This window comes from Pseudomonas sp. SDO524_S393, assembly GCF_054071875.1.
Genome location: NZ_JBSVVZ010000016.1, coordinates 27,739 through 50,116, shown reverse-complemented (window position 1 = coordinate 50,116; position 22,378 = coordinate 27,739). Strand labels below are relative to the sequence as shown.

21 protein-coding genes are annotated in these 22,378 nt (G+C 60.5%); 7 read left to right on the top strand and 14 right to left on the bottom strand.

Translation table 11 applies throughout. From position 1 onward, the window contains the following. Window positions 1-122: 122 nt before the first annotated feature. A complete protein-coding gene (rlmKL, locus tag ACW9IB_RS09645) occupies window positions 123-2,387 on the bottom strand; it encodes a bifunctional 23S rRNA (guanine(2069)-N(7))-methyltransferase RlmK/23S rRNA (guanine(2445)-N(2))-methyltransferase RlmL (protein WP_457413396.1) in 2,265 nt (754 codons plus the stop codon). A 532-nt stretch (window positions 2,388-2,919) separates the two neighbouring features. On the opposite strand from rlmKL, the gene rmf reads away from it, so the two are divergent. Next, complete coding sequence (gene rmf, locus ACW9IB_RS09640; RefSeq protein WP_002553055.1) at window positions 2,920-3,135, top strand: ribosome modulation factor; 216 nt, start codon at window positions 2,920-2,922, stop codon at window positions 3,133-3,135. 275 nt (window positions 3,136-3,410) lie between these two features. On the opposite strand, the gene ACW9IB_RS09635 is transcribed toward rmf, so the two are convergent. The 5 genes from ACW9IB_RS09635 to sctC form a co-directional block, all read right to left on the bottom strand. Beyond that, complete coding sequence (locus tag ACW9IB_RS09635) at window positions 3,411-4,430, bottom strand: quinone-dependent dihydroorotate dehydrogenase (protein ID WP_457413395.1); 1,020 nt, start codon at window positions 4,428-4,430, stop codon at window positions 3,411-3,413. A gap of 86 nt (window positions 4,431-4,516) precedes the next feature. Beyond that, entirely contained in the window at window positions 4,517-4,978 is a 462-nt protein-coding gene (locus ACW9IB_RS09630) for a transglycosylase SLT domain-containing protein (protein ID WP_457365282.1), read from the bottom strand. Further along, window positions 4,971-5,369 (bottom strand): winged helix-turn-helix domain-containing protein, encoded by a 399-nt coding sequence (locus tag ACW9IB_RS09625; protein ID WP_457365281.1) that lies wholly within the window; start codon window positions 5,367-5,369, stop codon window positions 4,971-4,973. Before ACW9IB_RS09625 ends, ACW9IB_RS09630 begins: the two co-directional genes overlap by 8 nt. A gap of 168 nt (window positions 5,370-5,537) precedes the next feature. Continuing rightward, window positions 5,538-5,750 (bottom strand): FliM/FliN family flagellar motor switch protein, encoded by a 213-nt coding sequence (locus ACW9IB_RS09620; protein WP_457413394.1) that lies wholly within the window; start codon window positions 5,748-5,750, stop codon window positions 5,538-5,540. Between the two features lie 15 nt (window positions 5,751-5,765). Beyond that, on the bottom strand, window positions 5,766-7,208 hold the full coding sequence (gene sctC, locus ACW9IB_RS09615) for a type III secretion system outer membrane ring subunit SctC (RefSeq protein ID WP_457413392.1): 1,443 nt from the start codon (window positions 7,206-7,208) through the stop codon (window positions 5,766-5,768). A 249-nt stretch (window positions 7,209-7,457) separates the two neighbouring features. Here sctC and ACW9IB_RS09610 point away from each other — a divergent pair, with 249 nt between their 5' ends. The 5 genes from ACW9IB_RS09610 (at window position 7,458) to cobA (ending at window position 13,136) form a co-directional block, all read left to right on the top strand. Next, window positions 7,458-8,684, top strand: a complete 1,227-nt coding sequence (locus ACW9IB_RS09610) for a CmpA/NrtA family ABC transporter substrate-binding protein (RefSeq protein ID WP_457413390.1) — start codon at window positions 7,458-7,460, stop codon at window positions 8,682-8,684. A 13-nt stretch (window positions 8,685-8,697) separates the two neighbouring features. Then, window positions 8,698-9,273: an ANTAR domain-containing response regulator gene (locus ACW9IB_RS09605; RefSeq protein WP_457365277.1), complete on the top strand. Its 576-nt coding sequence runs from the start codon at window positions 8,698-8,700 to the stop codon at window positions 9,271-9,273. Window positions 9,274-9,484: 211 nt separating this feature from the next. Continuing rightward, complete coding sequence (locus ACW9IB_RS09600) at window positions 9,485-10,696, top strand: nitrate/nitrite transporter (protein ID WP_457365276.1); 1,212 nt, start codon at window positions 9,485-9,487, stop codon at window positions 10,694-10,696. Beyond that, the gene (locus ACW9IB_RS09595) at window positions 10,696-12,366 is read left to right on the top strand and encodes a protein kinase domain-containing protein (RefSeq protein ID WP_457413425.1); all 1,671 of its coding nucleotides are present in this window, start codon (window positions 10,696-10,698) and stop codon (window positions 12,364-12,366) included. Before ACW9IB_RS09600 ends, ACW9IB_RS09595 begins: the two co-directional genes overlap by 1 nt. A 26-nt stretch (window positions 12,367-12,392) precedes the next feature. After that, window positions 12,393-13,136 carry a uroporphyrinogen-III C-methyltransferase gene (gene cobA / locus ACW9IB_RS09590; RefSeq protein WP_457413388.1) on the top strand — a complete coding sequence of 248 codons (744 nt, stop codon included), beginning with the start codon at window positions 12,393-12,395 and terminating at the stop codon, window positions 13,134-13,136. A gap of 60 nt (window positions 13,137-13,196) precedes the next feature. Here cobA and ACW9IB_RS09585 read toward each other — a convergent pair whose 3' ends face one another. The 8 genes from ACW9IB_RS09585 to ppsA all read right to left on the bottom strand — a co-directional run bounded on the left by ACW9IB_RS09585 (window position 13,197) and on the right by ppsA (window position 21,292). Further along, a complete protein-coding gene (locus ACW9IB_RS09585) occupies window positions 13,197-14,180 on the bottom strand; it encodes an OmpA family protein (RefSeq protein WP_457413387.1) in 984 nt (327 codons plus the stop codon). Window positions 14,181-14,287: 107 nt separating this feature from the next. Continuing rightward, entirely contained in the window at window positions 14,288-14,878 is a 591-nt protein-coding gene (gene sigX / locus ACW9IB_RS09580; RefSeq protein ID WP_457365273.1) for an RNA polymerase sigma factor SigX, read from the bottom strand. Window positions 14,879-14,965: 87 nt separating this feature from the next. Continuing rightward, entirely contained in the window at window positions 14,966-15,790 is an 825-nt protein-coding gene (locus ACW9IB_RS09575; RefSeq protein WP_457365272.1) for a mechanosensitive ion channel family protein, read from the bottom strand. Window positions 15,791-15,792: 2 nt separating this feature from the next. Further along, on the bottom strand, window positions 15,793-16,038 hold the full coding sequence (locus ACW9IB_RS09570; RefSeq protein ID WP_411392141.1) for a CrfX protein: 246 nt from the start codon (window positions 16,036-16,038) through the stop codon (window positions 15,793-15,795). Window positions 16,039-16,124: 86 nt separating this feature from the next. Further along, window positions 16,125-17,120 (bottom strand): zinc transporter ZntB, encoded by a 996-nt coding sequence (locus ACW9IB_RS09565; RefSeq protein ID WP_457365271.1) that lies wholly within the window; start codon window positions 17,118-17,120, stop codon window positions 16,125-16,127. A 25-nt stretch (window positions 17,121-17,145) separates the two neighbouring features. Further along, window positions 17,146-17,637 (bottom strand): ribonuclease E activity regulator RraA, encoded by a 492-nt coding sequence (gene rraA / locus ACW9IB_RS09560; RefSeq protein WP_457413386.1) that lies wholly within the window; start codon window positions 17,635-17,637, stop codon window positions 17,146-17,148. 183 nt (window positions 17,638-17,820) lie between these two features. After that, entirely contained in the window at window positions 17,821-18,810 is a 990-nt protein-coding gene (locus tag ACW9IB_RS09555; RefSeq protein ID WP_457413384.1) for an alpha/beta fold hydrolase, read from the bottom strand. A gap of 106 nt (window positions 18,811-18,916) precedes the next feature. Further along, the gene (gene ppsA, locus ACW9IB_RS09550) at window positions 18,917-21,292 is read right to left on the bottom strand and encodes a phosphoenolpyruvate synthase (RefSeq protein ID WP_457413383.1); all 2,376 of its coding nucleotides are present in this window, start codon (window positions 21,290-21,292) and stop codon (window positions 18,917-18,919) included. A gap of 178 nt (window positions 21,293-21,470) precedes the next feature. On the opposite strand from ppsA, the gene ppsR reads away from it, so the two are divergent. After that, window positions 21,471-22,289, top strand: a complete 819-nt coding sequence (gene ppsR / locus ACW9IB_RS09545) for a posphoenolpyruvate synthetase regulatory kinase/phosphorylase PpsR (RefSeq protein WP_457365267.1) — start codon at window positions 21,471-21,473, stop codon at window positions 22,287-22,289. The last annotated feature ends 89 nt before the right edge of the window (window positions 22,290-22,378 follow it).

Below are 22,378 nucleotides of genomic sequence, written 5' to 3'. Positions count from 1 at the left end.
GCCAGCGTGCGGGGGGTGTCACTTTGGCTAGGCCTTAGTTATAGCTATCGGCCCGGGGTTTGACCAGCGTAAAAAAGCCGCAAGCCCGGAATTTTCAGGGCTTGCGGCTTTTTGTACGGCCATCAGCGTGCGCTGATTTTCCAGGCCCGATGGATCTTGGCATTGCGCGCAAAATCCGGGTCGAGGGTCTTGTCGCTGATTTCCTCGACCGCATAACGCTGGCTGAGGTTGTCCTCGAGCACGAACTTGCGGAAGTTGTTCGAGAAATACAGCACGCCCCCCGGTGCCAGGCGCGCCATGGCCAGGTCGAGCAACTGCACGTGATCGCGCTGCACGTCGAAGATGCCTTCCATGCGCTTGGAATTGGAGAAGGTCGGCGGATCGATGAAGATCAAGTCGAACTCCTCGCGGCTCGCTTCCAGCCACGCCATCACGTCACCCTGCTCCAGACGGTTCTTGTCGGAAAAACCATTGAGCGAGAAGTTGCGACGCGCCCAATCCAGGTAAGTCTTGGACAGGTCGACACTGGTGGTGCTGCGCGCGCCCCCCTTGGCCGCATGCACGCTGGCGGTCGCGGTATAGCAGAACAGGTTGAGGAAACGCTTGCCGGCCGCCTCTTTCTGGATGCGCATGCGCATCGGGCGGTGGTCCAGGAACAGGCCGGTGTCCAGGTAGTCAGTGAGGTTGACCAACAACTTCACGCCGCCTTCGCTCACTTCGGTGAACTTGCCCTGGGCACTCTGGCGCTCGTACTGCTTGGTGCCGCTCTGACGCTCGCGGCGCTTGACCACCACGCGGCTCTTGTCGATGTTCAGCGCCTGGGGAATTGCCGCCAGCGCATCGAACATGCGCGCCGAGGCTTTTTCCGGGTCGATGGACTTGGGCGCGGCATATTCCTGTACATGCACCCAATCGTGGTACAGGTCGATGGCCATGGAGTATTCCGGCATGTCGGCGTCGTACACGCGGTAGCAAGAGACGCCTTCGCGCTTGGCCCATTTGCCCAATTGCTTGAGGTTCTTCTGCAAGCGGTTGGCGAACATCTGCCCGCCTTCGCTCAGGCGCGCCTGTTCGACCACCGGAGCCGGCGCCGGCTTGATCGGGTTACCGTTCTTGTTGTACTGGCGCTCTTGCGGCTCGCTCGGCGCCTGATCATAGGCCGCCTGCTCGCGCTCGGCCTGGCGCTGCTCCGGAGTACGACGCTCGCCGGTGACGAACTGATCCGGGTTGACCTTGATCAGCAGCAGTTTGCACGGCAGTGCGCCGTTCCAGAACGAATACTGCTTGTGGCTGCGGATGCCCATGCGCTTGCCCAGGTCCGGCGCACCGGTGAACACCGCCGCTTCCCAGCCCATGCACGCCTGGCGCAGACGCTCGCCGAGGTTCTGGTAGAGGTACAACAGACTGGCTTCGTCACCCAAACGCTCGCCGTAGGGTGGGTTGCAGATGACCAGGCCTTTTTGATTCTGGTCCGGACGCGGCTCGAAAGTGCCGACTTCGCCCTGGTACACCTTGATCCAATGGCTCAGGCCCGCACGTTCGATGTTGTTGCGCGCTGGCTGGATCAAACGCGGGTCGGCTTCGTAGCCACGGATCCACAGCGGCGGCTTGCTCATGCCGATGGATGCGCGATCGGTGGCCTCGGCGTGCAGCTTTTTCCACAGTGCCGGAACGTGACCCAGCCAGGTAGTGAAGCCCCAGAGTTCACGATTGAGGTTGGGCGCCATGTCGGCGGCAATCATTGCGCCTTCCACCAGGAAGGTACCCACGCCGCACATCGGGTCGCTCAGCGCACCGCCTTCAGCCGCAATGCGTGGCCAGCCGGCACGAATCAGGACTGCGGCTGCGAGGTTTTCCTTCAACGGCGCAGCGCCCTGCTGCAAGCGGTAGCCGCGCTGGTGCAGGCTGTGACCGGACAGGTCGAGGGACAGAATGGCCTCGCCACGGTCCAGACGCAGATGGATGCGCAGGTCTGGGTTGATCTTGTCGATGGACGGCCGCTCACCGCTAGGCGTGCGCAGCTTGTCGACGATGGCGTCCTTGACCTTCAAGGCGCCGAAGTGGGTATTGTCGATGCCCGAGCCATGGCCACTGAACTCAACGGCCAGGGTGCCATCGGGCACCATATGGTCGGCCCAGTCGATATCCAGCACGCCGTGGTAGAGGTCTTCGGCGTCCTTCATCGGAAAGCGCTTGAGCACCAGCAACACGCGGTTGGCCAGGCGTGACCAGAGGCACAGGCGATAGGCGGTCTCCATGTCGGCCATGCCGCGAACGGCCGAGGTGTGCTCGCGGGCGTCCTCAAGGCCAAGCCCGACGGCTTCCTCGATCAGCAGGCCTTCGAGGCCCTTGGGGCAGGTGAGGAAGAGTTCAAAACGGTCCGACATGGGGCATTCCAGGCTTTTCAGCAATAAGTGAACGGGCGACGCATCGCCGGCTCGGTTTTTAATCAGGCACTTTTCTTGAAGAGTGCCCGCGTGGCACGAATGTGCCGTCCCACCCCACCTGCCGGGCCCTTGGGCCTTGATTGACGGGGCAGATCAATACTGTGGTGCAACAAAAAGAAATATTCCGACCCTTCGTCGAATAGTAACCGACTGCGCCGGGAGGACATTCTCACTAAAGGATTAAACCCATCCTCTTTGCAGGGTGCATCATAGCTGGCTTTGCCCGGTAATTGGGGCGAAAAGCCATCCCAGCTTATGGCTATAGCATCGTTCTCGTTACGTGCTTATGACAAAACGGTCATTGAATCCATGTGACCTATTGGTTAGAACTCAACACAGGTTGGCGCCGTAACGACGTCGACACATTGGCTCGCCACGCCGGCAGCGAGCCCACCAACGGCAGAAAAACTCTGCCCGGCCTCGGACGAGGCCGAAGGATATCAAGACAGTCAACAAGTGAGGGAAACACCCTATGAGAAGACTTAAGCGTGATCCGTTGGAAAGAGCATTTTTACGCGGATATCAATATGGCGTTCATGGCAAATCCCGTGAGCTTTGCCCATTTACTCTACCGTCGGTACGCCAAGCCTGGATCAACGGCTGGCGAGAAGGACGCGGCGACAACTGGGACGGTATGACTGGCACTGCGGGCATCCACAGACTCAACGAACTTCACGCCGTCGGCTAATCAGGGCACCAATTCCGACACACCACCTTTGAAACAGTAACGACTTACCATGCGCGCCCCATCCGGGCGGCGGGCTTCGGCCCAGGGGCTCCTTTATGGAGCCCTTTTTATTGGCTGGGAAAAACTGCCTGACGGACTCGGACTAATCTAATGGTGGCAGCGGGCTTGCTCGCGAAGGCGTTCTTTCAGCCGAAACTTGCTTCACTGACCCACCGCTTTCGCGAGCAAGCCCGCTCCCACACAAGTCCGCTCCTGCAATACCTGCAATCAAAGCATCAGCGCAGTGCAGCGATCGCATCCACCGACTGGCGAATCAGTTCCGGGCCCTTGTAGATGAAGCCGGAATACAGCTGCACCAAGCTGGCACCAGCGGCGATCTTCTCGGCCGCGTGCCTGCCTTCGGTGATGCCACCCACCGCGATGATCGGCAAACGCCCACCCAGCTCCGCCGCCAGCACCTTGACGATATGGGTGCTCTTGTCACGTACCGGCGCACCCGACAATCCGCCCGCCTCATCGCCATGGGCCAGACCTTCGACACCTGCGCGGCTCAGGGTGGTGTTGGTGGCGATCACCGCATCCATGCCCGAATCCACCAGGGCCTGGGCCACCAGCACGGTTTCCTCGTCGCTCATGTCCGGGGCGATCTTGATAGCCAACGGCACACGCTTGCCGTGCTGCACGGCCAAGTCTTCCTGGCGCTGGCGCAAGGCTTCGAGCAATTGCTTGAGCGAATCGCCGAACTGCAGGCTGCGCAGGCCCGGAGTGTTGGGCGAGCTGACGTTGACGGTGACATAGCTGGCGTGGGCGTAGACCTTGTCCAGACAGATCAGGTAGTCATCCACGGCACGCTCCACGGGCGTATCGAAATTCTTGCCGATATTGATGCCCAGGATGCCCGTGTACTTGGCCGCCTGAACCCGTGACAGCAAGTGATCGACGCCCAGGTTGTTGAAGCCCATGCGGTTGATGATCGCCTCGGCTTCCGGCAAGCGAAAAATCCGCGGCTTCGGGTTGCCTGGCTGTGGCCGGGGGGTCACGGTACCAATTTCGACAAAACCGAAGCCCAGTTGTGCAAAACCATCGATGGCGGCGCCATTCTTGTCCAGGCCGGCCGCCAGCCCCACTGGGTTGGGGAACTCAAGCCCCATGACCGACACCGGCATTTTTGCCGGCGCCTTGCACACCAGCCCATTGAGCCCCAGACGGCCGCCCGCGCCGATAAGGTCCAGGGACAGATCGTGGGAAGTTTCCGGGGAAAGTTTGAACAACAGCTGGCGGGCCAGGGTATACATGGGCGGGCTAGACTCGGATGGCGGCGAAAGGTGGCGGCGATTATAGCCGGGGTGGCGGGGTGCGCGCGAGGCGTGCTGCCCAATCGTCAATGCCGCTGCATCACCAGGCCTTCGTAACGTGCCCAGATCTTCTGCGCATAACGCAGACGCAACGCCTCGCGCTGCGGTCCCGGACCCGGCCCGACGTTATAGGCCCCTACCGCCGTCCAGTTGTAGCCGAACCGCTGGATAAATCCGGCAAGGATCGAAGCCCCCACCTCCACCGATAAACACGGTTCACTCAGCAGCCGTTCTTCGGTAATTCCCAGCTTGAGCAGGCGCGGGAGGTGAATGCTGTTGATCTGCATCAGGCCGATATCGCGGGTGCCATTGCTGTTGACGCGGTTCACGGCGTCCGGTCGATTACCGGACTCGACCGCCGCGATGGCCTGCAGCAACTCAGGCTCGAGGTCATAGCGGCTGGCCACCTCCGCCCAGCAAAATGCCAACACCGGGCTGCTGCCCATCAGCAGCGTCAACAATAGGCACCGCCCCCAGGCCTTAACCATGGCTGACTTGCCCACAGGCCGGGCAGACCTGACCCACGCTTCGTGCCACGCTACGGCCCGGTTCGTGGGAACGCACCGGGCAGGTAAAACGATACCCCCTGCCATAAATGGTCTTGATAAACCGCTTGTCTTCCTTCAAGTGCTTGCGCAGCGAATAAATGCAGCGTGTCAGAGACTCCTCGGCCACATCGCCCTGGGGCCAGGCCAGTTCCAGCAGGCGATCCTTGGTCATCAATGCACCGCCAGAGGCCAGCAGCAAGCGCAAGACCAAGCCTTCCTTGGGCGGCAACTGAATGTCCGCGCCTTCGGTGGTCAAGCGCCCATCACCGTGCAAGGTCCAGCGCGCAAAAATCAGGGATGCCGCTGGCAATCCATTACTCATGGCGGCCATATCCACCTCTGCATCTATGTACTGACATCGAATTCCTTATTTGCACTACCGGCTCATGCGCCAACCCCTCGACTATAAAAAACGAGCCAGGGAGGCACGCCAGGGAAAACCCCAAATTTCCCGGGTTTCCTGGAAGCACCCCGTCAGACAAATCGTCACAGGACCTGATCAAGGCAGCCAATCCTGATACACCTCCAGCAACTCAACCCCCAGCCGATCCTCCAGTTGCACCAGTTCGCCCATGGCCAGCAGTTGGCCGTTGACCCTCACCTCCACACAGTGGATGACCTCGGGCGCCAACGGCAGCACCTTGCCCGGCGCAAAAGCAGCCAAGCGCCTGCGGCTGATCAATTGTTCCTGCAGAAGGATTTCCAGATGCATGGACACACGCCTTGTTCATTGAGATAGATCGCGACCCGGTCGCACGAACGCCCGCTTGACACGTTCGTACTGCGCCGCCGTCAACGGCGGAGGACCAAAGGCATCGACCAGGCCTTTTGAGTCACCGCCCACCGCCCGGGCCTGAATGACGAACAGGCGCACCCTGTCTTTCCCCGACTCGGCACTGCGCTCAAACGCTCCCACCCACAAGCGTCGCCCCTGCGGCACGCGTACCACACTGCCGATGCTCATATGCCCCACTGCGCCGCCCTTTCCACGGGGGCTCGTGTCTATCCGACGCCCATCCTCGACGCTGAGCAGCATCTCGATTTCGTTCGTTTCGGCGATACGCGGCAACACACTGACCTGGGTGCTGTACCGCACAGGCGTTGAGTCGGTGCTTTCGTTACGGGAGGCAGGCAAGTAAAACCGGTGATGCTCCTGGAACACCGCCGGTACATTCTCCTGCGCCAGGATGACCGGCAATGCCACCAGATTCGCCCGGCGCCGACGCTCCAGCGCGGAGAGTTGTGCCATCAGGCGGTTATCCTCCTGCGGTTCGAGCACGCGTGTCGTCCAGAAAGGCGCAGCGCTCTGGGATGCCCATTCCAGGTTGATCTTCTGGAGTTCGTCGCGCTCGATATCCACCCGCCATAACGCCACTTCGATCGCTTGCTTGGGCACGTCCAGCTCTGCGATCAATCGCTCGATGAAGCGCAGTTGGGCCGGCTTGCCCTTGATCAGCAGGCTGTTGGTGTCCGGGTAGGCGAATACCGCCAGTTGCCTGTCCGCCAGTGCGCCTTTTTGCTCAGCCGAAAGCAGGGTTTCCAGGGTAGCGGCCAGCCCCGGTACATTTACCGTGCTGTCCCCCAGGCTGTATTGGCGATCCGCCACGTGGGTGTTGAGCACCTGCACCACCCTGAATGCCTGCGCTCCCACTCGCAGATCAGCCTTCGGTCGATCCATCAGTTGGGCCAGACGCAGTACTTGATCCACATAGTTCGGCGGGCCTGAGACATAAAAAGTACGCTCGCCACTTTTACGCAGCGGGTAGCGCGACTCATCGAGCCCCGAACGGCGCATGTGGTCGCGCAACCGGTCGACCGAGATATGCCGCAAAGCCACGGCCGAGCTTTTCGCCTCGTTGGCGTGGTACAGGTGCAAGACCTGCCCGTCGCCGTACCAGATCAGATCGTGCTGCTGCGCAACGGTTTGCAGTGTCTGTTGCGCCGCGTCGAAATCGAATGTGCCGCTGAGATGCCGGCGGGCCACCTCGCGACTGACCACGACCGGCAACCCCAGGGGTTCTGACAGCGCAGTAAAAAAGGTATGCAGGTTTTGCTCGTGCGCCAGATAGGTCTCGCCACGGGCGGAGGCACCACTCAATAGCAGCGCAGCGCACAGCAGCCAGACGCAGAGCCGAGCGCGCAAAATGGTGGCAGGGAAATCAGCGTACACCGTGGTTTTTCCTGGGCAGCCTGGCATGAAGAGGCGGCCATACTGAAAGGCCGCCGCCTTTCAATCTTGATGGAAAGCTGATGGCGGACACTGCTTGCCGACCCGTGGCATGTGCCTTGCTAAGGACTCTGCATCAGGGCCCGCGCCAACGACGGAGCAGGCTGACGGACAAAGGCGTCGTTACCCGCATTGGCTTGCACCGCCATCGAGGGAAACGACGCTTTTTTTTGAAAGAAAAGGTAGATGTCGATGAACGATTCGGTTGGCAACAGCCCGATGAAAGACCCACTGGCCTGGGTCAACGGCAGTGATGCACCGGAAAAAAGCAGCCTCGACCTGGGTTTCATGGCTCTGACCGACTGCGCCTCGCTGGTCGTGGCCGCCACCCAGGGGTTTGCCCAGCCCTATGGCCTGACCCTTAACCTCAAGCGCCAACCCTCGTGGGCCAGCCTGCGCGACAAGCTGGTGACCGGCGAACTGGACGCCGCCCACAGCCTGTACGGGCTGATCTATGCCGTGCACCTGGGCATCGGCGGCGTGGCGCCGACCGATATGGCGGTGCTGATGGGGCTGAACCAGAACGGCCAGAGCATCAACCTGTCCAACGGCCTGCAACGACAAGGGGTGATCACTCCTGAGGCACTTGATCGCCACGTGCACCAAAGCCGCACAAAACTCACCTTCGCCCAGACCTTTCCCACAGGCACCCATGCGATGTGGCTGTATTACTGGCTGGCAAGTCAGGGCATTCACCCGTTGCAGGATGTGAACAGCGTGGTGGTGCCGCCGCCGCAGATGGTCGCGCATTTGCAGGCCGGGCGTATCGACGGGTTCTGTGTCGGCGAACCCTGGTGTGCCAGCGCAGTGCAGCAAAACCAGGGCTTTACCCTGGCAACCACCCAAGCGATCTGGCCGAATCATCCGGAAAAAGTATTGGGCTGCACCCAAGCGTTCGTCGATCAGTACCCCCACACCGCCCGCGTACTGGTGATGGCGATTCTCGAAGCCAGCCGTTTTATCGAGCAAAGCCCGGAAAACCGTCGCTCTACCGCACAGTTGCTCAGTGCCCGCGAATACCTCGACACCCCGCTCGACTGCATCGAACCCCGCCTGTTGGGGAACTATGACGATGGCCTGGGCAACCAGTGGCAAGACCCCCACGCCCTGCGCTTTTTTGAAGGCGGCGACGTGAACCTGCCGTATCTGTCCGACGGCATGTGGTTCATGACGCAGTTTCGTCGCTGGGGCTTGCTGCGCGAAGACCCCGACTACCTCGGCGTTGCCCGGCAGGTACAACAGCTGGCGCTCTATCGCCAGGCAGCCGACGCCGTGGGTGTTCCGGCCCGGTCTTCGGACGTGCGCAGCAGCCAACTGATCGACGGCAAAGTCTGGGATGGCACCGACCCCGCCGCCTACGCCCGCAGCTTCCGTCTGCATGCCCTGGCCGATCATTCCGGCCGCCAGGCCTTGCGCTGACAGGAGCATGAACATGTTGCGAATCCTGTTGATCAACGACACCCCGCGCAAGGTCGGGCGCCTCAAGGCCGCGCTGACCGAGGCCGGATTTGAGGTGATCGATGAGTCAGGCCTGACCATCGATCTGCCGGCACGCGTCGAAACGGTGCGCCCCGACGTGATCCTGATCGATACCGAGTCACCGACTCGCGATGTGATGGAACAAGTGGTGCTGGTCAGTCGTGACCGGCCACGGCCTATCGTGATGTTTACCGACGAACACGACCCGAGCGTGATGCGCCAGGCGATCAAGTCCGGTGTGAGCGCCTACATCGTCGAAGGTATCCAGGCCCAGCGCCTGCAACCGATTCTCGACGTGGCCATGGCCCGCTTTGAAAGCGACCAGGCCTTGCGCGCCCAGCTCCAGGCCCGCGATCAGCAGTTGGCAGAGCGCAAACGCATCGAGCTGGCCAAGGGCATGCTGATGAAAATGAAGGACTGCAATGAGGAAGAGGCCTACACCCTTATGCGCCGCCAAGCCATGAGTCGCCAACAGAAATTGATCCAGGTGGCAGAGCAGATTATCGCCATGAGCGAGCTGCTGGGCTGAGCTGGCTCAGCTTTTGCTAAGTACTCGATACAGGTAGCCAACGGCGGTTGCCCCTCCACGACAAAGACGTCGCACATCCGGTTTGCCCTCGCGAACCCGGTGGCGGCGTTTTTTTGTTTTTGGCCCCAAGGACCGGGGCCGATGGGGCGGCCTCCGTGGGCGGCCCCATCACCAGGCCTTCTTACAAGACTTCCAACCGTTGAGGTGCGTGATGAAATCAAGCTTCTGGAAATCCGGGCACACCCCGACCCTGTTTGCCGCGTTCCTGTATTTCGACCTGAGCTTCATGGTGTGGTACCTGCTGGGCCCGCTGGCGGTGCAGATTGCCGCTGACCTGCACCTGACCACCCAGCAACGTGGCCTGGTCGTAGCGACGCCGATCCTCGCCGGCGCGGTACTGCGCTTTCTGATGGGCATGCTGGCGGACAAGTTGTCGCCCAAGACCGCCGGACTGATCGGTCAGGCGATCGTGATCGTGGCGCTGCTGTGTGCCTGGAAGTTGGGGATTCACAGCTACGAGCAGGCGCTGTTGCTCGGCGTATTCCTTGGCATGGCCGGCGCGTCGTTCGCCGTGGCCCTGCCCCTGGCCTCGCAGTGGTATCCGGCCGAGCACCAGGGCAAGGCCATGGGCATCGCCGGGGCCGGTAACTCGGGTACCGTATTTGCCGCGCTGCTGGCCCCTGTACTGGCAGCGGCCTTTGGCTGGAGCAACGTATTCGGCTTTGCGTTGATTCCACTGATCCTGACCCTGATCGTATTCGCCTGGCTGGCACGTAATGCGCCCGAGCGTCCGAAAGCCAAGTCCATGGCCGACTACTTCAAGGCCCTGGGTGACCGCGACAGCTGGTGGTTCATGTTTTTCTACAGCGTGACTTTCGGCGGTTTCATCGGCCTGGCCAGTGCATTGCCCGGCTACTTTAACGACCAATACGGCCTGAGCCCGGTCACCGCCGGTTATTACACGGCGGCCTGCGTGTTTGGCGGCAGCCTCATGCGCCCTCTGGGCGGCGCCCTGGCCGACCGTTTCGGCGGCATCCGTACGCTGCTCGGCATGTACAGCGTGGCAGCCATCTGCATCGCAGCAGTGGGTTTCAACCTGCCCAGTTCCTACGCGGCACTGGCACTTTTCGTGTGCACCATGCTCGGCCTCGGTGCCGGTAATGGCGCGGTGTTCCAATTGGTGCCCCAGCGGTTCCGTCGCGAAATCGGCGTGATGACCGGCCTGATCGGCATGGCCGGCGGCATTGGCGGCTTCGCCCTGGCCGCGGGCATGGGCGCCATCAAGCAAAGTACCGGCAGCTATCAGTTGGCCTTGTGGTTGTTCGCCAGCCTGGGCGTACTGGCCTGGTTCGGGCTGCACGGCGTGAAACGTCGCTGGAGGACCACTTGGGGTTCAGCGGCCGTGACGGCTGCACGCGTCTGATGAGCCTGCAACTGAGCGTGGCCCAGGCCAGCGCCATCGGCCCTCGGGCGGAAAACCAGGATGCGCTGCGGGTGGTCACCCCCGTGGCGGAGCTGGCCGCAAGCAAAGGCTACCTGTGCGCCATGGCCGATGGCGTCAGCCAATGCGCCGACGGCGGCCTGGCCGCACGCTCGACCTTGCAGGCTCTGGCCCTGGACTATTACGCCACGCCCCAGACCTGGGGCGTGGCCCAGGCCCTGGAACGCTTGTTACTGGCACAGAACCGTTGGCTACAGGCCAATGGCGGTGGTCAGCCACTGCTCACCACCCTCAGTGCGCTGGTCTTTCGTGGCCAGCATTTCACCCTCGCCCATGTGGGGGACTGCCGGGCGTATCGCTGGCTGAATGGCGAGTTGCAACGCATCAGCGAAGATCACGTGTGGGAACAGCCGGGCATGCAGCATGTGCTCAAGCGCGCGCTGGGCCTGGACCAGCATCTGGTCCTGGACTTTCTCGATGGTGCGTTGCGTGAAGGTGAATGCTTTCTGCTGCTCAGTGATGGCGTGTGGGCCACGCTGGGTGATCACAGCATTCAGGCGATCCTGCGGGAACAGTCGGACCTCGACTTGGCGGTCAACACCCTTGTCAGTGCGGCCCACTTGGCGGGCAGTCAGGATAACGCCAGCGCGCTGCTGGTGCGCGTCGACCAACTCGGCGCTGCCACTTTGGGCGATGCACTGATGCAATTGCAGCAATGGCCGCTGCCGCCGCCGCTGAAAACCGGACAACATTTTGAAGGCTGGCAAGTGGAAACCCTCCTGGCCCAGAGCCGGCAATCGTTGCTGTACCGGGTGCGGGATGCGCAGCAACAACCCTGGTTGCTCAAGACCCTGCCCCTGAGCCGCGACGATGACAATGATGCCGGCCAGGCCTTGCTGTCGGAAGAATGGTTCCTGCGCAGGGTCGCGGGTCGGGCGTTTCCGGAAGTGCACGCCGGCAGCGGACGTCAGCACCTGTATTACGTGATGCGCGAATACCCGGGGCAGACCCTCGCCGAGCTGTTTCGGCGGCAGGGCCCGCTGCCCTTGGCACAGTGGCAATCCGTGGCCGAACGTTTACTGCGGGCGGTGGGCCTGCTGCATCGTCGGCAGATCCTGCACCGCGACATCAAGCCGGAAAACCTGCTGTTGGGCGAGGATGGTGAGCTGCGTATGCTGGATTTCGGTCTCGCCTACTGCCCGGGCCTCTCGGAGGACCGCGCCCACGTACTGCCTGGCACGCCGAGCTTCATTGCTCCCGAAGCCTTCAATGGCGAGCGTCCTACAGTTCAACAGGACTTGTATAGCGTCGGCGTCACCTTGTATTACCTGCTGACCGGGCATTACCCCTACGGTGAGATCGAAGCATTCCAACGGCCCCGCTTCAATCAGGCTGTCAGCGCCAGTCGCTATCGACCCGACCTTCCGGACTGGCTGCCGCTCTGCCTGGAGCGGGCCATAGCCGCCCAGCCGACGCAACGTTATGAAACCGCCGAAGAATGGTTACTCGTACTGGAGCAGGCAGAGCGACGCGAGCTGAGCATCCGCCCCAGGCCCTTGCTAGAACGCGAGCCGCTGAAGGTCTGGCGCACCCTGGCGCTGCTGTCGCTGCTGATCAATCTGGTCCTCCTGTATTCACTCTTTCACAGCTAGAGCCATCTCTGGACGAGGAAAAACACATGAACGCAAAAGTCTGGCTGGTGGGTGCCGGCCCCGGTGATCCCGAGTTGCTGACCCTCAAAGCTGTACGTGCGATGTGCGAAGCCGATGTGGTGTTGATCGACGATCTGGTCAACCCGGCGGTGCTGGAACATTGCCCTGGTACGCAAGTGATCACGGTGGGCAAACGCGGCGGCTGCCGCTCGACGCCCCAGGACTTTATCCATAGGCTGATGCTGCGCTATGCGCGCCAGGGCAAATGCGTGGTGCGGCTCAAGGGCGGCGATCCCTGTATTTTCGGGCGTGGTGGTGAGGAAGCCGACTGGCTGCGCGAGCGCGGCATCGAGGTGGAACTGGTCAACGGGATCACTGCCGGACTGGCGGGCGCCACGAACTGCGACATACCGCTGACACTGCGCGGCATAAGTCGAGGCGTGACGCTGGTGACCGCCCATACACAGGACGACAGCCAACTGAACTGGCGCGCGCTGGCGGAGGGTGGAACCACCCTGGTGGTGTACATGGGGGTGGCGAAACTGGAGGAGATTCGTCGGCAGTTACTGGAGGGCGGCATGGCCGCGAATATGCCAGTGGCAATGATCGAGAACGCATCGCTGCCCCAGCAGCGGGAATGTCGCAGCACGCTGTCACACATGCATGAGACCGCGCTGGCCTTCGAATTGAAGAGCCCGGCGATCCTGGTGATCGGCCGTGTTGCCGCAACTGCGCAGGCGGTACGGGTCGCTGTGGCGGCGAGCGCCTGAGGCAAATCGCAGACGAAAAAAAACCCGGCCTGAGCCGGGTTTTTTTCAACTACTCAGTGATTACTGAGCAGCTTGAGCTTCAACCGAGGCTTCTACGCGACGGTTAACAGCACGGCCTGCTTCAGTTGCGTTGTCGGCAACTGGACGGGATTCGCCGTAGCCAACCGAGCTAACACGGTTAGGAGCGATACCGTCTTTGACCAGAACTTGCTTGACCGCGTCAGCGCGACGCTGGGACAGCTTCTGGTTGTAAGCGTCTGGACCTACGGAGTCAGTGTGACCTTCAACCACGGTGGTGGTTTGTGGGTACTGCTTCATGAAGTCGGCCAGGTTTTTCACGTCGCCGTAGCTGTTAGGCTTAACAACGGCTTTGTCGAAGTCGAACTTGACGTCCAGCTCAACACGTACAACTTGAGCAACTGGAGCTTCTGGCTCTGGAGTTGGCTCTGGAGCTGGTGCTGGAGCAGGAGCAGGAGCGACTTTGCCAGCGTTGCCGCCGAAGTTCACACCCAGGCCGACCAGAGCGGAGTAGTCCCACTTGCCGTTGTCCAGGTTGTAGTCAGACTCAACGCCAGCACGGGCGAACAGGTTGTTGGTGAAGTAGTACTTCACGCCAGCGCCAGCGATAGCCAGGGTCGACTGGTCGCGACCGCTGTGGCCGTCAGCCTGTACGTTGGTACGGGACTGGTGACCGAAACCGCCTTCTACGTATGGACGCAGGGAGTCGACACCGGCCTGACCGAAGTGGTACTGAGCAGTTACGCTGCCAGTGTCACCCTTGATCTTCTGGTTGCCAGTACCGTCGTTCGAACGGGTGTGCTTGGTGGTGTCGTAGTTCAGGTTGATCGACACGTCGTCGGTCAGGAAGTAACCGATGCTAGCGCCTGGGTTGAAGCCGTCTTCGATGTGCTTGACGCTATCGTTGTACTGCTTCTTGTAGAACAGCTGGCCTTCAACTGCGCCTTGGCCTTGTGCCAGAGCGCCGAAAGAAGTGGCAGCAATAAGAGAACCAATGGCCAAGCCCAAGGTGTTTTTCAGTTTCATCCGTTAAATCCCCATCTGGTGATTGTAAAGCAGTCCCACAAACCGGGGGACAACTCGGCGACAAGTCTAACAGAACTTGCCTACACGTAAGAGATATTTGCCACGCACTAAGTTTCAGTCTCGTCCGCAAATTTCTCACGTAATTTATCAAGAGCACGTTTGTAACGCATTTTTGTAGCACTCAAACCCATGTGCATGATGTCAGCGATTTCCTGAAACTCGAGCTCTGCGACAAAACGTAGCACCAGAATTTCTCGGTCAATCGGGTTCACATACACTAACCAGCGATCGAGTCCGCCCTTTTCCTCGGGAGCAGGTGCCTTCTCTTCAGAGGCCTCCTCAAGGGGGTCGAGACTCAAAGCGTCCATCAACCGACGCTTTCGCCGCTCCTTGCGATACTGCGTGATGCACTCGTTGTACGTGATGCTATATAGCCATGTCTTGAACTTCGATTTACCCTCAAAGTTCTTGAGGCCATACAGCACCTTGAGCATCACTTCCTGACAGACATCATCCGCATCTCTATCGTTCCCTAAATACCTTGAACAAACGTTGAACAAAGTGCGTTGATATCTGCGCATCAATTCTTCGTACGCGCGAGTTACGTGAAACAGCTCCGTGTGCGCGCGCGCGACCAACTCCTCATCAGAGAGCTCACGGGGGTCATAGCGCGTAGACAGCGTTTGGGCTTTATTCAAAACAAGTCGTGCCGACAGTCGGGTCAATGTCCGCCACAGCCCGTTCAGCCGGGTTTGCGGCGGCGTACATTAGCAGGGTTTGCCGGTCTACCGGCTACTGACCTGCTGTTCCAGGAGGATCCGGTTGGACAACGACACCAGGTCGCCGTCATCGGTCAGCACCGTCGTCTTGACTGTGCCGATCTCCTCGATTTGCCCTTCGACCTCACCTATCCGTACCTGTTGCCCAACCTGATACAACTCACGCACATAGATTCCCGCAAGAATCTGACCGGCAATTTCCCGGCTTCCCAGCCCCATGGCCAGCGCAACGGCCAGACCAACGGTAATCAACACAATCACGATCACATGGTTGAGCAGGTCAGTCTTGACCTCCAACTGGCTGATCGCGACGGAAATACTGATGATGATCACCAGACCTTGCGCGATCCGCCCCAAGCCTGCCGCATAGTCCAGCCCCACGCCTTCGGCGGCGCCGCGCACCAGCCCATTGGCCAGTTGCGCCAGCAAAACACCGACCAGCAGTACCAGCGCGCCGCCGAAAACCTTCGGCAAATACAACGCAAGCATGTCGAGCGTAGCTGAAACTCGCTCAAGTCCAAGGGATTGAGCCGCAGAAACCAGAAAAATCAGCAAAACGAACCAATAAACGATCTTTCCGATCAAGGTGGAGATCGGCACTTGCAGACCGACACGCCCCAACAATTTGGTCAGGCCGGTACCCGCCATCAGGCGATCCAGGCCAAGTTTTGCGAGCAACTTGGACAACAGGGTGTCGAGCAGCTTGGCCACGACAAAGCCCAGCAATACCAGGACCAGTGCCCCAAACAGGTTGGGAATGAAATTCGCCACCTTGGTCCACAATGCGGTCATTGCAGTGACCAGGCTCTGGGTCCAGAGATCAAGTTCCATATTCAATCAGCCTTATCAGCAGTGCGAGCAAGAGATTTACGACGGGAAACCGGAGAAACATGCGCCGAACCGTTGTTGAGGGCCATCATCAACGCTGGCAGCCAGCGGCCGAGCAAGCCGAACAGGTCACCCGCCCCCACCTGCCGGTTGGCGGTTTTCAACACGCGGCCCAGGCAGGCATCGTCGTCGCGGTTGGACGGCGAAGCATTGAGCATGTCACGCAAAGACTGTTCGAACGGATCGTGCATAAAGACCTCTCGCAAGTGTTTTAAAAGACGAGGGTAAAATTCCTAAGGTCACATGAGACCATTCCTACGTTCAGGTCATATTCAGCTCAAACCCAGCGCAATCGTCGAAATAACCACCATTGTCCAAGCGCCACGACCACCATCAGCAGGCACGCAAACACGAATCCATAGGGGCTGGCCGAGAACGGGATGCCCCCCACGTTGATGCCCAGCAACCCCGTGAGAAAACTCATGGGCAGAAAGATTCCGGTGACGATCCCGAAGCGATACATGGTGCGGTTCATACGCACGCTCAGGCGCCGGTCTTCAGCCTCCAGCACAAGCCCCACGCGCTCTCGCGTCAATTCCAGCTCTTCCAGATAGCGGGTCAGGCTGTTGTTCAATTCATTCCAGTAGTCGGCATCGTCATCGCAAAACCAGGGCAGCTTGATCCGCGTTAGCTGGCCGAAAATGTCTCGCTGCGGTGCCAGGAATCGCTTGAGCCCCGCCGCCCGGCGACGGATCTGCAGGACGCTGCCATGTTCCGGGGTATACCGTTCGTCGGCATCCAGCTTTTCTTCCTCGGTATCGACGATTTCCGACAAATCCGTAACCAGGTCCTGCACTTTGTTGGTGAGGTACTGGGCCATATAAAGGATGAGCTCAGAGGCGGTCTTCGGCCCTTTGCCCTCCGCCAGTTGCACCAGCAACTCGTCAGTGGCGCGCAGCGGGCGCAATCGCAGGGAAATCACGCGGCTGGCCGCCGCAAAAATACGCACCGAGACCATGTCCTCGGGCTCGGCCCCCGGGTTGAGGTTGACCCCGCGCAAAAACAGCAGCAACTCGGCGTCCGGCAAAGGCAACAGGCGCGGACGGGTATTCTCCTCCAGCAGCAAGTCACAAGCGAACTCACTCAGGCCACTGGATTTGCGCAACCAGGTCTGCGTCTGGGGATGACTACGATCCCAGTGCAACCACAGGCTTTCCTGGGGTTGCAGTTGCAGGTCGTCGAGTTCAGTCCGGGCAATCGAACGCGCACCGCCTTTACCGTCCAGCACCAGGGCGTGCACCAGCCCCCATTGCGCGTTTTCTTCCTCGAACATCCTCACTCCTGTCGGCTATCGCGGTTTATTCAGGCATCTTCAGCGGGCTTGGCGACACGATCACGCCATTATTGTCGGCGTAGATGTACTCGCCCGGGCGGAAAGTCACGCCGGCGAAGTTCACCACCACATTCAGGTCGCCGATACCCCGCTTGTCGGTCTTCATCGGATGACTGGCGAGCGCCTGCACACCGAGATCGGTCTGGGCGATGACATCGACATCACGGATGCACCCGTAGATCACCAGCCCTTCCCAACCGTTTTTCGCAGCTTTCTCGGCGATCATGTCGCCCAGCAAGGCACGGCGCAGGGAACCACCACCGTCAACCACCAACACCTTGCCAGCCCCCGGCAAATCCGCCTGTTCCTTGACCAGCGAGTTATCTTCGAAGCACTTGATGGTAACGATCTCGCCACCAAAGGAGTCGCGGCCACCGAAATTGCTGAACATCGGCTCAAGTACCTGCACCAGGTCCGGGTAGGCGTCGCACAGGTCGGGGGTGACGTAATGATTCATCGAAAAATTCCTTTCTGCCAAAGAAGTGTCTTTCAAGGAAGTGCCGGTCGAAGGGCGAGCTCTCCCACTCGGTCCGCCGCAACGCAATTACCACTGCGCGACTGATTATGACCGGAAGCGCTCAGCGCGTCATATGTTAGCCGCAACCCGGCACAAGCGAAACGCCCTTGGCAGAGCGCTCCCTCAAACCGCCGCCAACGCCGGGGGCGCGGCACCGAACAACGGTGTCAGCGGATCGTTGAGCCATTGCGCAACCAATGGCCAGACTTCAGCCTGGGCCGCTTTGCTGACCAGCATCTCCACATGGCCGAAATCCCCGGTAAACCCTTGCTCACGCCCCAGACAAAGGTACTGGCGATGCTCGGAACCCACCTGCTCGAACAGTGCGCGGCAGGCCCAATCCGGGTCCTGTCGATCGCCCGCTGCGCTGACGGCGAGCAGCGGCACATCGACCTCGGCCAGGCCTTTCCACCAGTCACGGTCAGCGTCACCGAAGCGCCCGAACAGGCTGTGCCAGCGCATGGCTTCGAGCATGACGCCGATGGGTTCGTCTTCGGGGCCGCGCTTGAGCCGCGCTCCCGATATGTGGGCGAAGCGCTTCAGTATCAACCGTCCGGTCCACTCCACTGGTGGAATCTTCAGCGGCCAGTAGGTACGACTCACCTGGCATCCAAACAGCGCGGCCGAAGCCACCGCCGGCGCGCCCAGGTATTGCCCGCCCAGGGCTGCTGCCAGGGTGATCCCGCCCAGCGAATGACCGATCCAATGCGGCACCTGCGCGCTTTGTTCACGCACGAACGCGCCAATGGCCGGTAAATCGTAACGCGCATAGTCGGCGACCCGGTTTCTGGCGTAATCGTGGTTGCGTCGTGAGAGGCCATGGCCGCGCATTTCAGGGATCCACACATCGAACCCCCGGCGCGCCAGGCTGGCGCCCAAACCGATGCCCTTGGGCGAATACCAGAAGCGCCGGTTGGAGAAACTGCCATGCAACAAAATAACCGGGATGCCCCGGTTTTCCGGGACATCCGCCAGCCCCAGACGGGTCACCGCCAGCTCGACAGTGCCGTCCGGGCTGTTACCGGGTTTGAGGCGGTACACATCTTCACTCAGGTCGCCGCGACGCTCAGCGCTGATCAGGGCGACAGGAAACAGGTTGCTGCTGCTTTGCATAATGCTCTTGCACAAAAAAGGGCGGCGTCCGGAAGGAGTTCCGCCCTGCACAGATAAGAATGCCGGCCACCCTCGACAGGTGACCGGCACTTTTGACGTGACGACTTTAGACGGACGCTTGCCCTTCCGCCAGGAAGAACCAGGTCTCCAGCACGGAGTCAGGGTTCAGCGAGACGCTTTCGATGCCCTGCTCCATCAACCACTTGGCCAGGTCAGGGTGATCGGACGGGCCCTGGCCGCAGATACCGATGTACTTGCCGGCCTTGTTGCACGCCTGAATGGCATTGGCCAACAACTTCTTGACGGCCGGGTTCCGCTCGTCGAACAAGTGGGCAATGATCCCCGAGTCGCGGTCCAGGCCCAGGGTCAGTTGGGTCAGGTCGTTGGAGCCGATGGAGAAGCCGTCGAAGAACTCGAGGAACTCGTCGGCCAGCAAGGCATTGGACGGCAGCTCGCACATCATGATGACGCGCAGGCCGTTGTCACCCCGGGCCAGACCGTTTTCGGCCAGCAGATCCACCACTTGGCTCGCCTCGCCCAAGGTACGCACGAACGGCACCATGATTTCGACGTTGGTCAGGCCCATTTCATTGCGCACGCGCTTGAGGGCGCGGCACTCGAGCTCGAAGCAGTCACGGAACGACTCGCTGATGTAACGCGAGGCGCCACGGAAGCCCAGCATCGGGTTTTCTTCTTCCGGTTCGTAGAGCTTGCCGCCGATCAGGTTGGCATATTCGTTGGACTTGAAGTCCGACAGGCGCACGATGACCTTTTTCGGGTAGAACGCCGCCGCCAGGGTGCTGATGCCTTCCACCAGTTTCTCGACGTAGAAGCCCACCGGGTCGCTATAACCGGCGATGCGCTTGTCGACGCTTTCCTTGATGTCCAGCGGCAGGCCGTCGTAGTTCAACAGGGCCTTGGGGTGCACGCCGATCATGCGGTTGATGATGAACTCCAGGCGGGCCAGGCCCACCCCGGCGTTCGGCAACTGCGCGAAATCAAAGGCACGGTCCGGGTTGCCGACGTTCATCATGATCTTGAACGGCAGGTCCGGCATGGCGTCGATGGAGTTCTGCTTGATGTCGAAGCCCAGCTCGCCTTCGAAGATGAAGCCGGTGTCGCCTTCGGCGCAGGATACCGTCACGCCCTGGCCGTCCTTGAGCAGTTGGGTCGCATTGCCACAACCCACCACCGCCGGAATCCCCAGCTCACGGGCAATGATCGCCGCGTGGCAAGTACGCCCACCGCGGTTGGTCACGATGGCGCTGGCGCGCTTCATCACCGGCTCCCAGTCCGGATCGGTCATGTCGGAGACCAGCACGTCGCCGGGCTGAACCTTGTCCATCTCGGACACGTCCTTGATGATCCGCACCTTGCCGGCGCCGATGCGCTGGCCAATGGCACGGCCTTCCACCAGCACCTTGCCGGTTTCTTTCAACAGGTAGCGTTCCATGACGTTGGCCGAGGTGCGGCTCTTCACGGTTTCCGGACGGGCCTGCACGATGTACAGCTTGCCGTCGTCACCGTCCTTGGCCCACTCGATGTCCATCGGGCACTTGTAGTGTTTCTCGATGATCATCGCTTGCTTGGCCAGTTCGCTGACTTCCGCATCGGTCAGGCAGAAACGCGCACGCTCGGCCTTGTCGACCTCGACGGTTTTCACCGAGCGACCGGCCTTGGCCTCGTCGCCGTAGATCATCTTGATGGCCTTGCTGCCCAGGTTGCGGCGCAGGATGGCCGGGCGGCCCGCTTCAAGGGTGTGCTTGTGGACGTAGAATTCGTCAGGGTTCACCGCGCCTTGTACGACGGTTTCACCCAGGCCGTAGGCGCCGGTGATGAACACCACGTCACGAAAGCCCGATTCGGTGTCCAGGGTAAACATAACGCCGGCGGTGCCGGTTTCCGAACGCACCATGCGCTGCACGCCGGCGGACAGGGCCACCAGCTTGTGGTCGAAGCCCTGGTGAACACGGTAGGAAATGGCGCGATCGTTGAACAGCGAGGCGAACACTTCCTTGGCCGCGCGGATCACGTTGTCCACGCCGCGGATGTTGAGGAAGGTTTCCTGCTGGCCGGCAAAGGAGGCGTCCGGCAAGTCTTCGGCGGTGGCCGAGGAACGCACGGCAACGGCCACATCGGGGTTGCCGGCCGACAGGGTGGCGAAGGCGGCACGGATTTCTTCGTTGAGCTTCTCGGGGAACTCGGCTTCCATGATCCATTGGCGGATCTGGGCGCCGGTCTTGGCCAGGGCGTTGACGTCATCGACGTCCAGAGCGTCCAGCGCGGCGTGGATCTGGGCGTTGAGGCCGCTCAGCTCGAGGAAATCGCGGTAAGCCTGGGCCGTGGTGGCGAAACCACCGGGCACCGAGACACCAGCGCCTGCAAGATTACTGATCATCTCGCCGAGGGATGCGTTCTTGCCCCCCACATGCTCTACATCATGGACGCCGAGCTTATCGAGGGAAACTACGTACTCTACCAAGGTGATCTCTCCACTAACTGTGTTGGAAAAGCTCAGGGCGCGGGCTGCTCAGTAGGAGCGTTCGCCTGCGTTTGTGGCCTGGACCTGGAAAATAAGTGAGAATGCGGCCCACTGCGGGACGGCAAAATCGCGCCTATCATATCCAAGATTCGTCATCAGCTTAAGGCCCAGGGCTCAAATGAAACGATCTGCTTTCTTTATCTCCGACGGCACCGGCATCACCGCCGAAACACTGGGCCAAAGCCTGCTCGCGCAGTTCGAAAACATTACCTTCGCCAAATTCACGCGGCCCTATATCGACAGCGTGGACAAAGCGCGGGCCATGGTACAACAAATCAATCTGGCGGCTGAAAAAGACGGTTTTCGGCCGATCATTTTCGACACCATCGTCAATCAGGACATTCGTGAGATCCTCGCAACCTCCAATGGTTTCATGATCGACATCTTCTCTACGTTCCTGGCGCCGCTGGAGCAGGAGCTGAGTGAACATTCGTCGTACTCGGTAGGAAAGTCCCATTCCATTGGCCACAACTCCAACTATATGGAGCGCATCGAGGCGGTGAACTTCGCCCTCGATAACGATGATGGCGCCCGTACCCACTACTATGACAAGGCTGATCTGATCCTGGTGGGCGTGTCGCGCTGCGGCAAGACCCCGACCTGTCTGTACATGGCCATGCAATTCGGCATCCGCGCGGCCAACTACCCGCTGACCGAAGATGATATGGAGCATCTGTCGCTGCCGTCCGCCCTGCGCTCGCATCGACACAAGCTCTTCGGCCTGACCATCGACCCCGACCGCCTGACCTCGATCCGCAACGAACGCAAGCCCAACAGCCGTTACTCCAGCTATGCCCAGTGCGAGTTCGAAGTGCGTGAAGTAGAAAATCTGTTCCGCCGCGAGAATATTGCGCACATCAATTCCACGCATTTCTCGGTGGAAGAGATCTCGGCGAAGATCCTTGTGGAGAAGGGTGTGGAGCGCCGCTTCAAATAAAAGGGTGTCGACCGAACTGACGCTATCGCAGGCAAGCCAGCTCCCACATTTGACCGAGTTTCAGCTTTGGAATGCAGTCGAATGTGGGA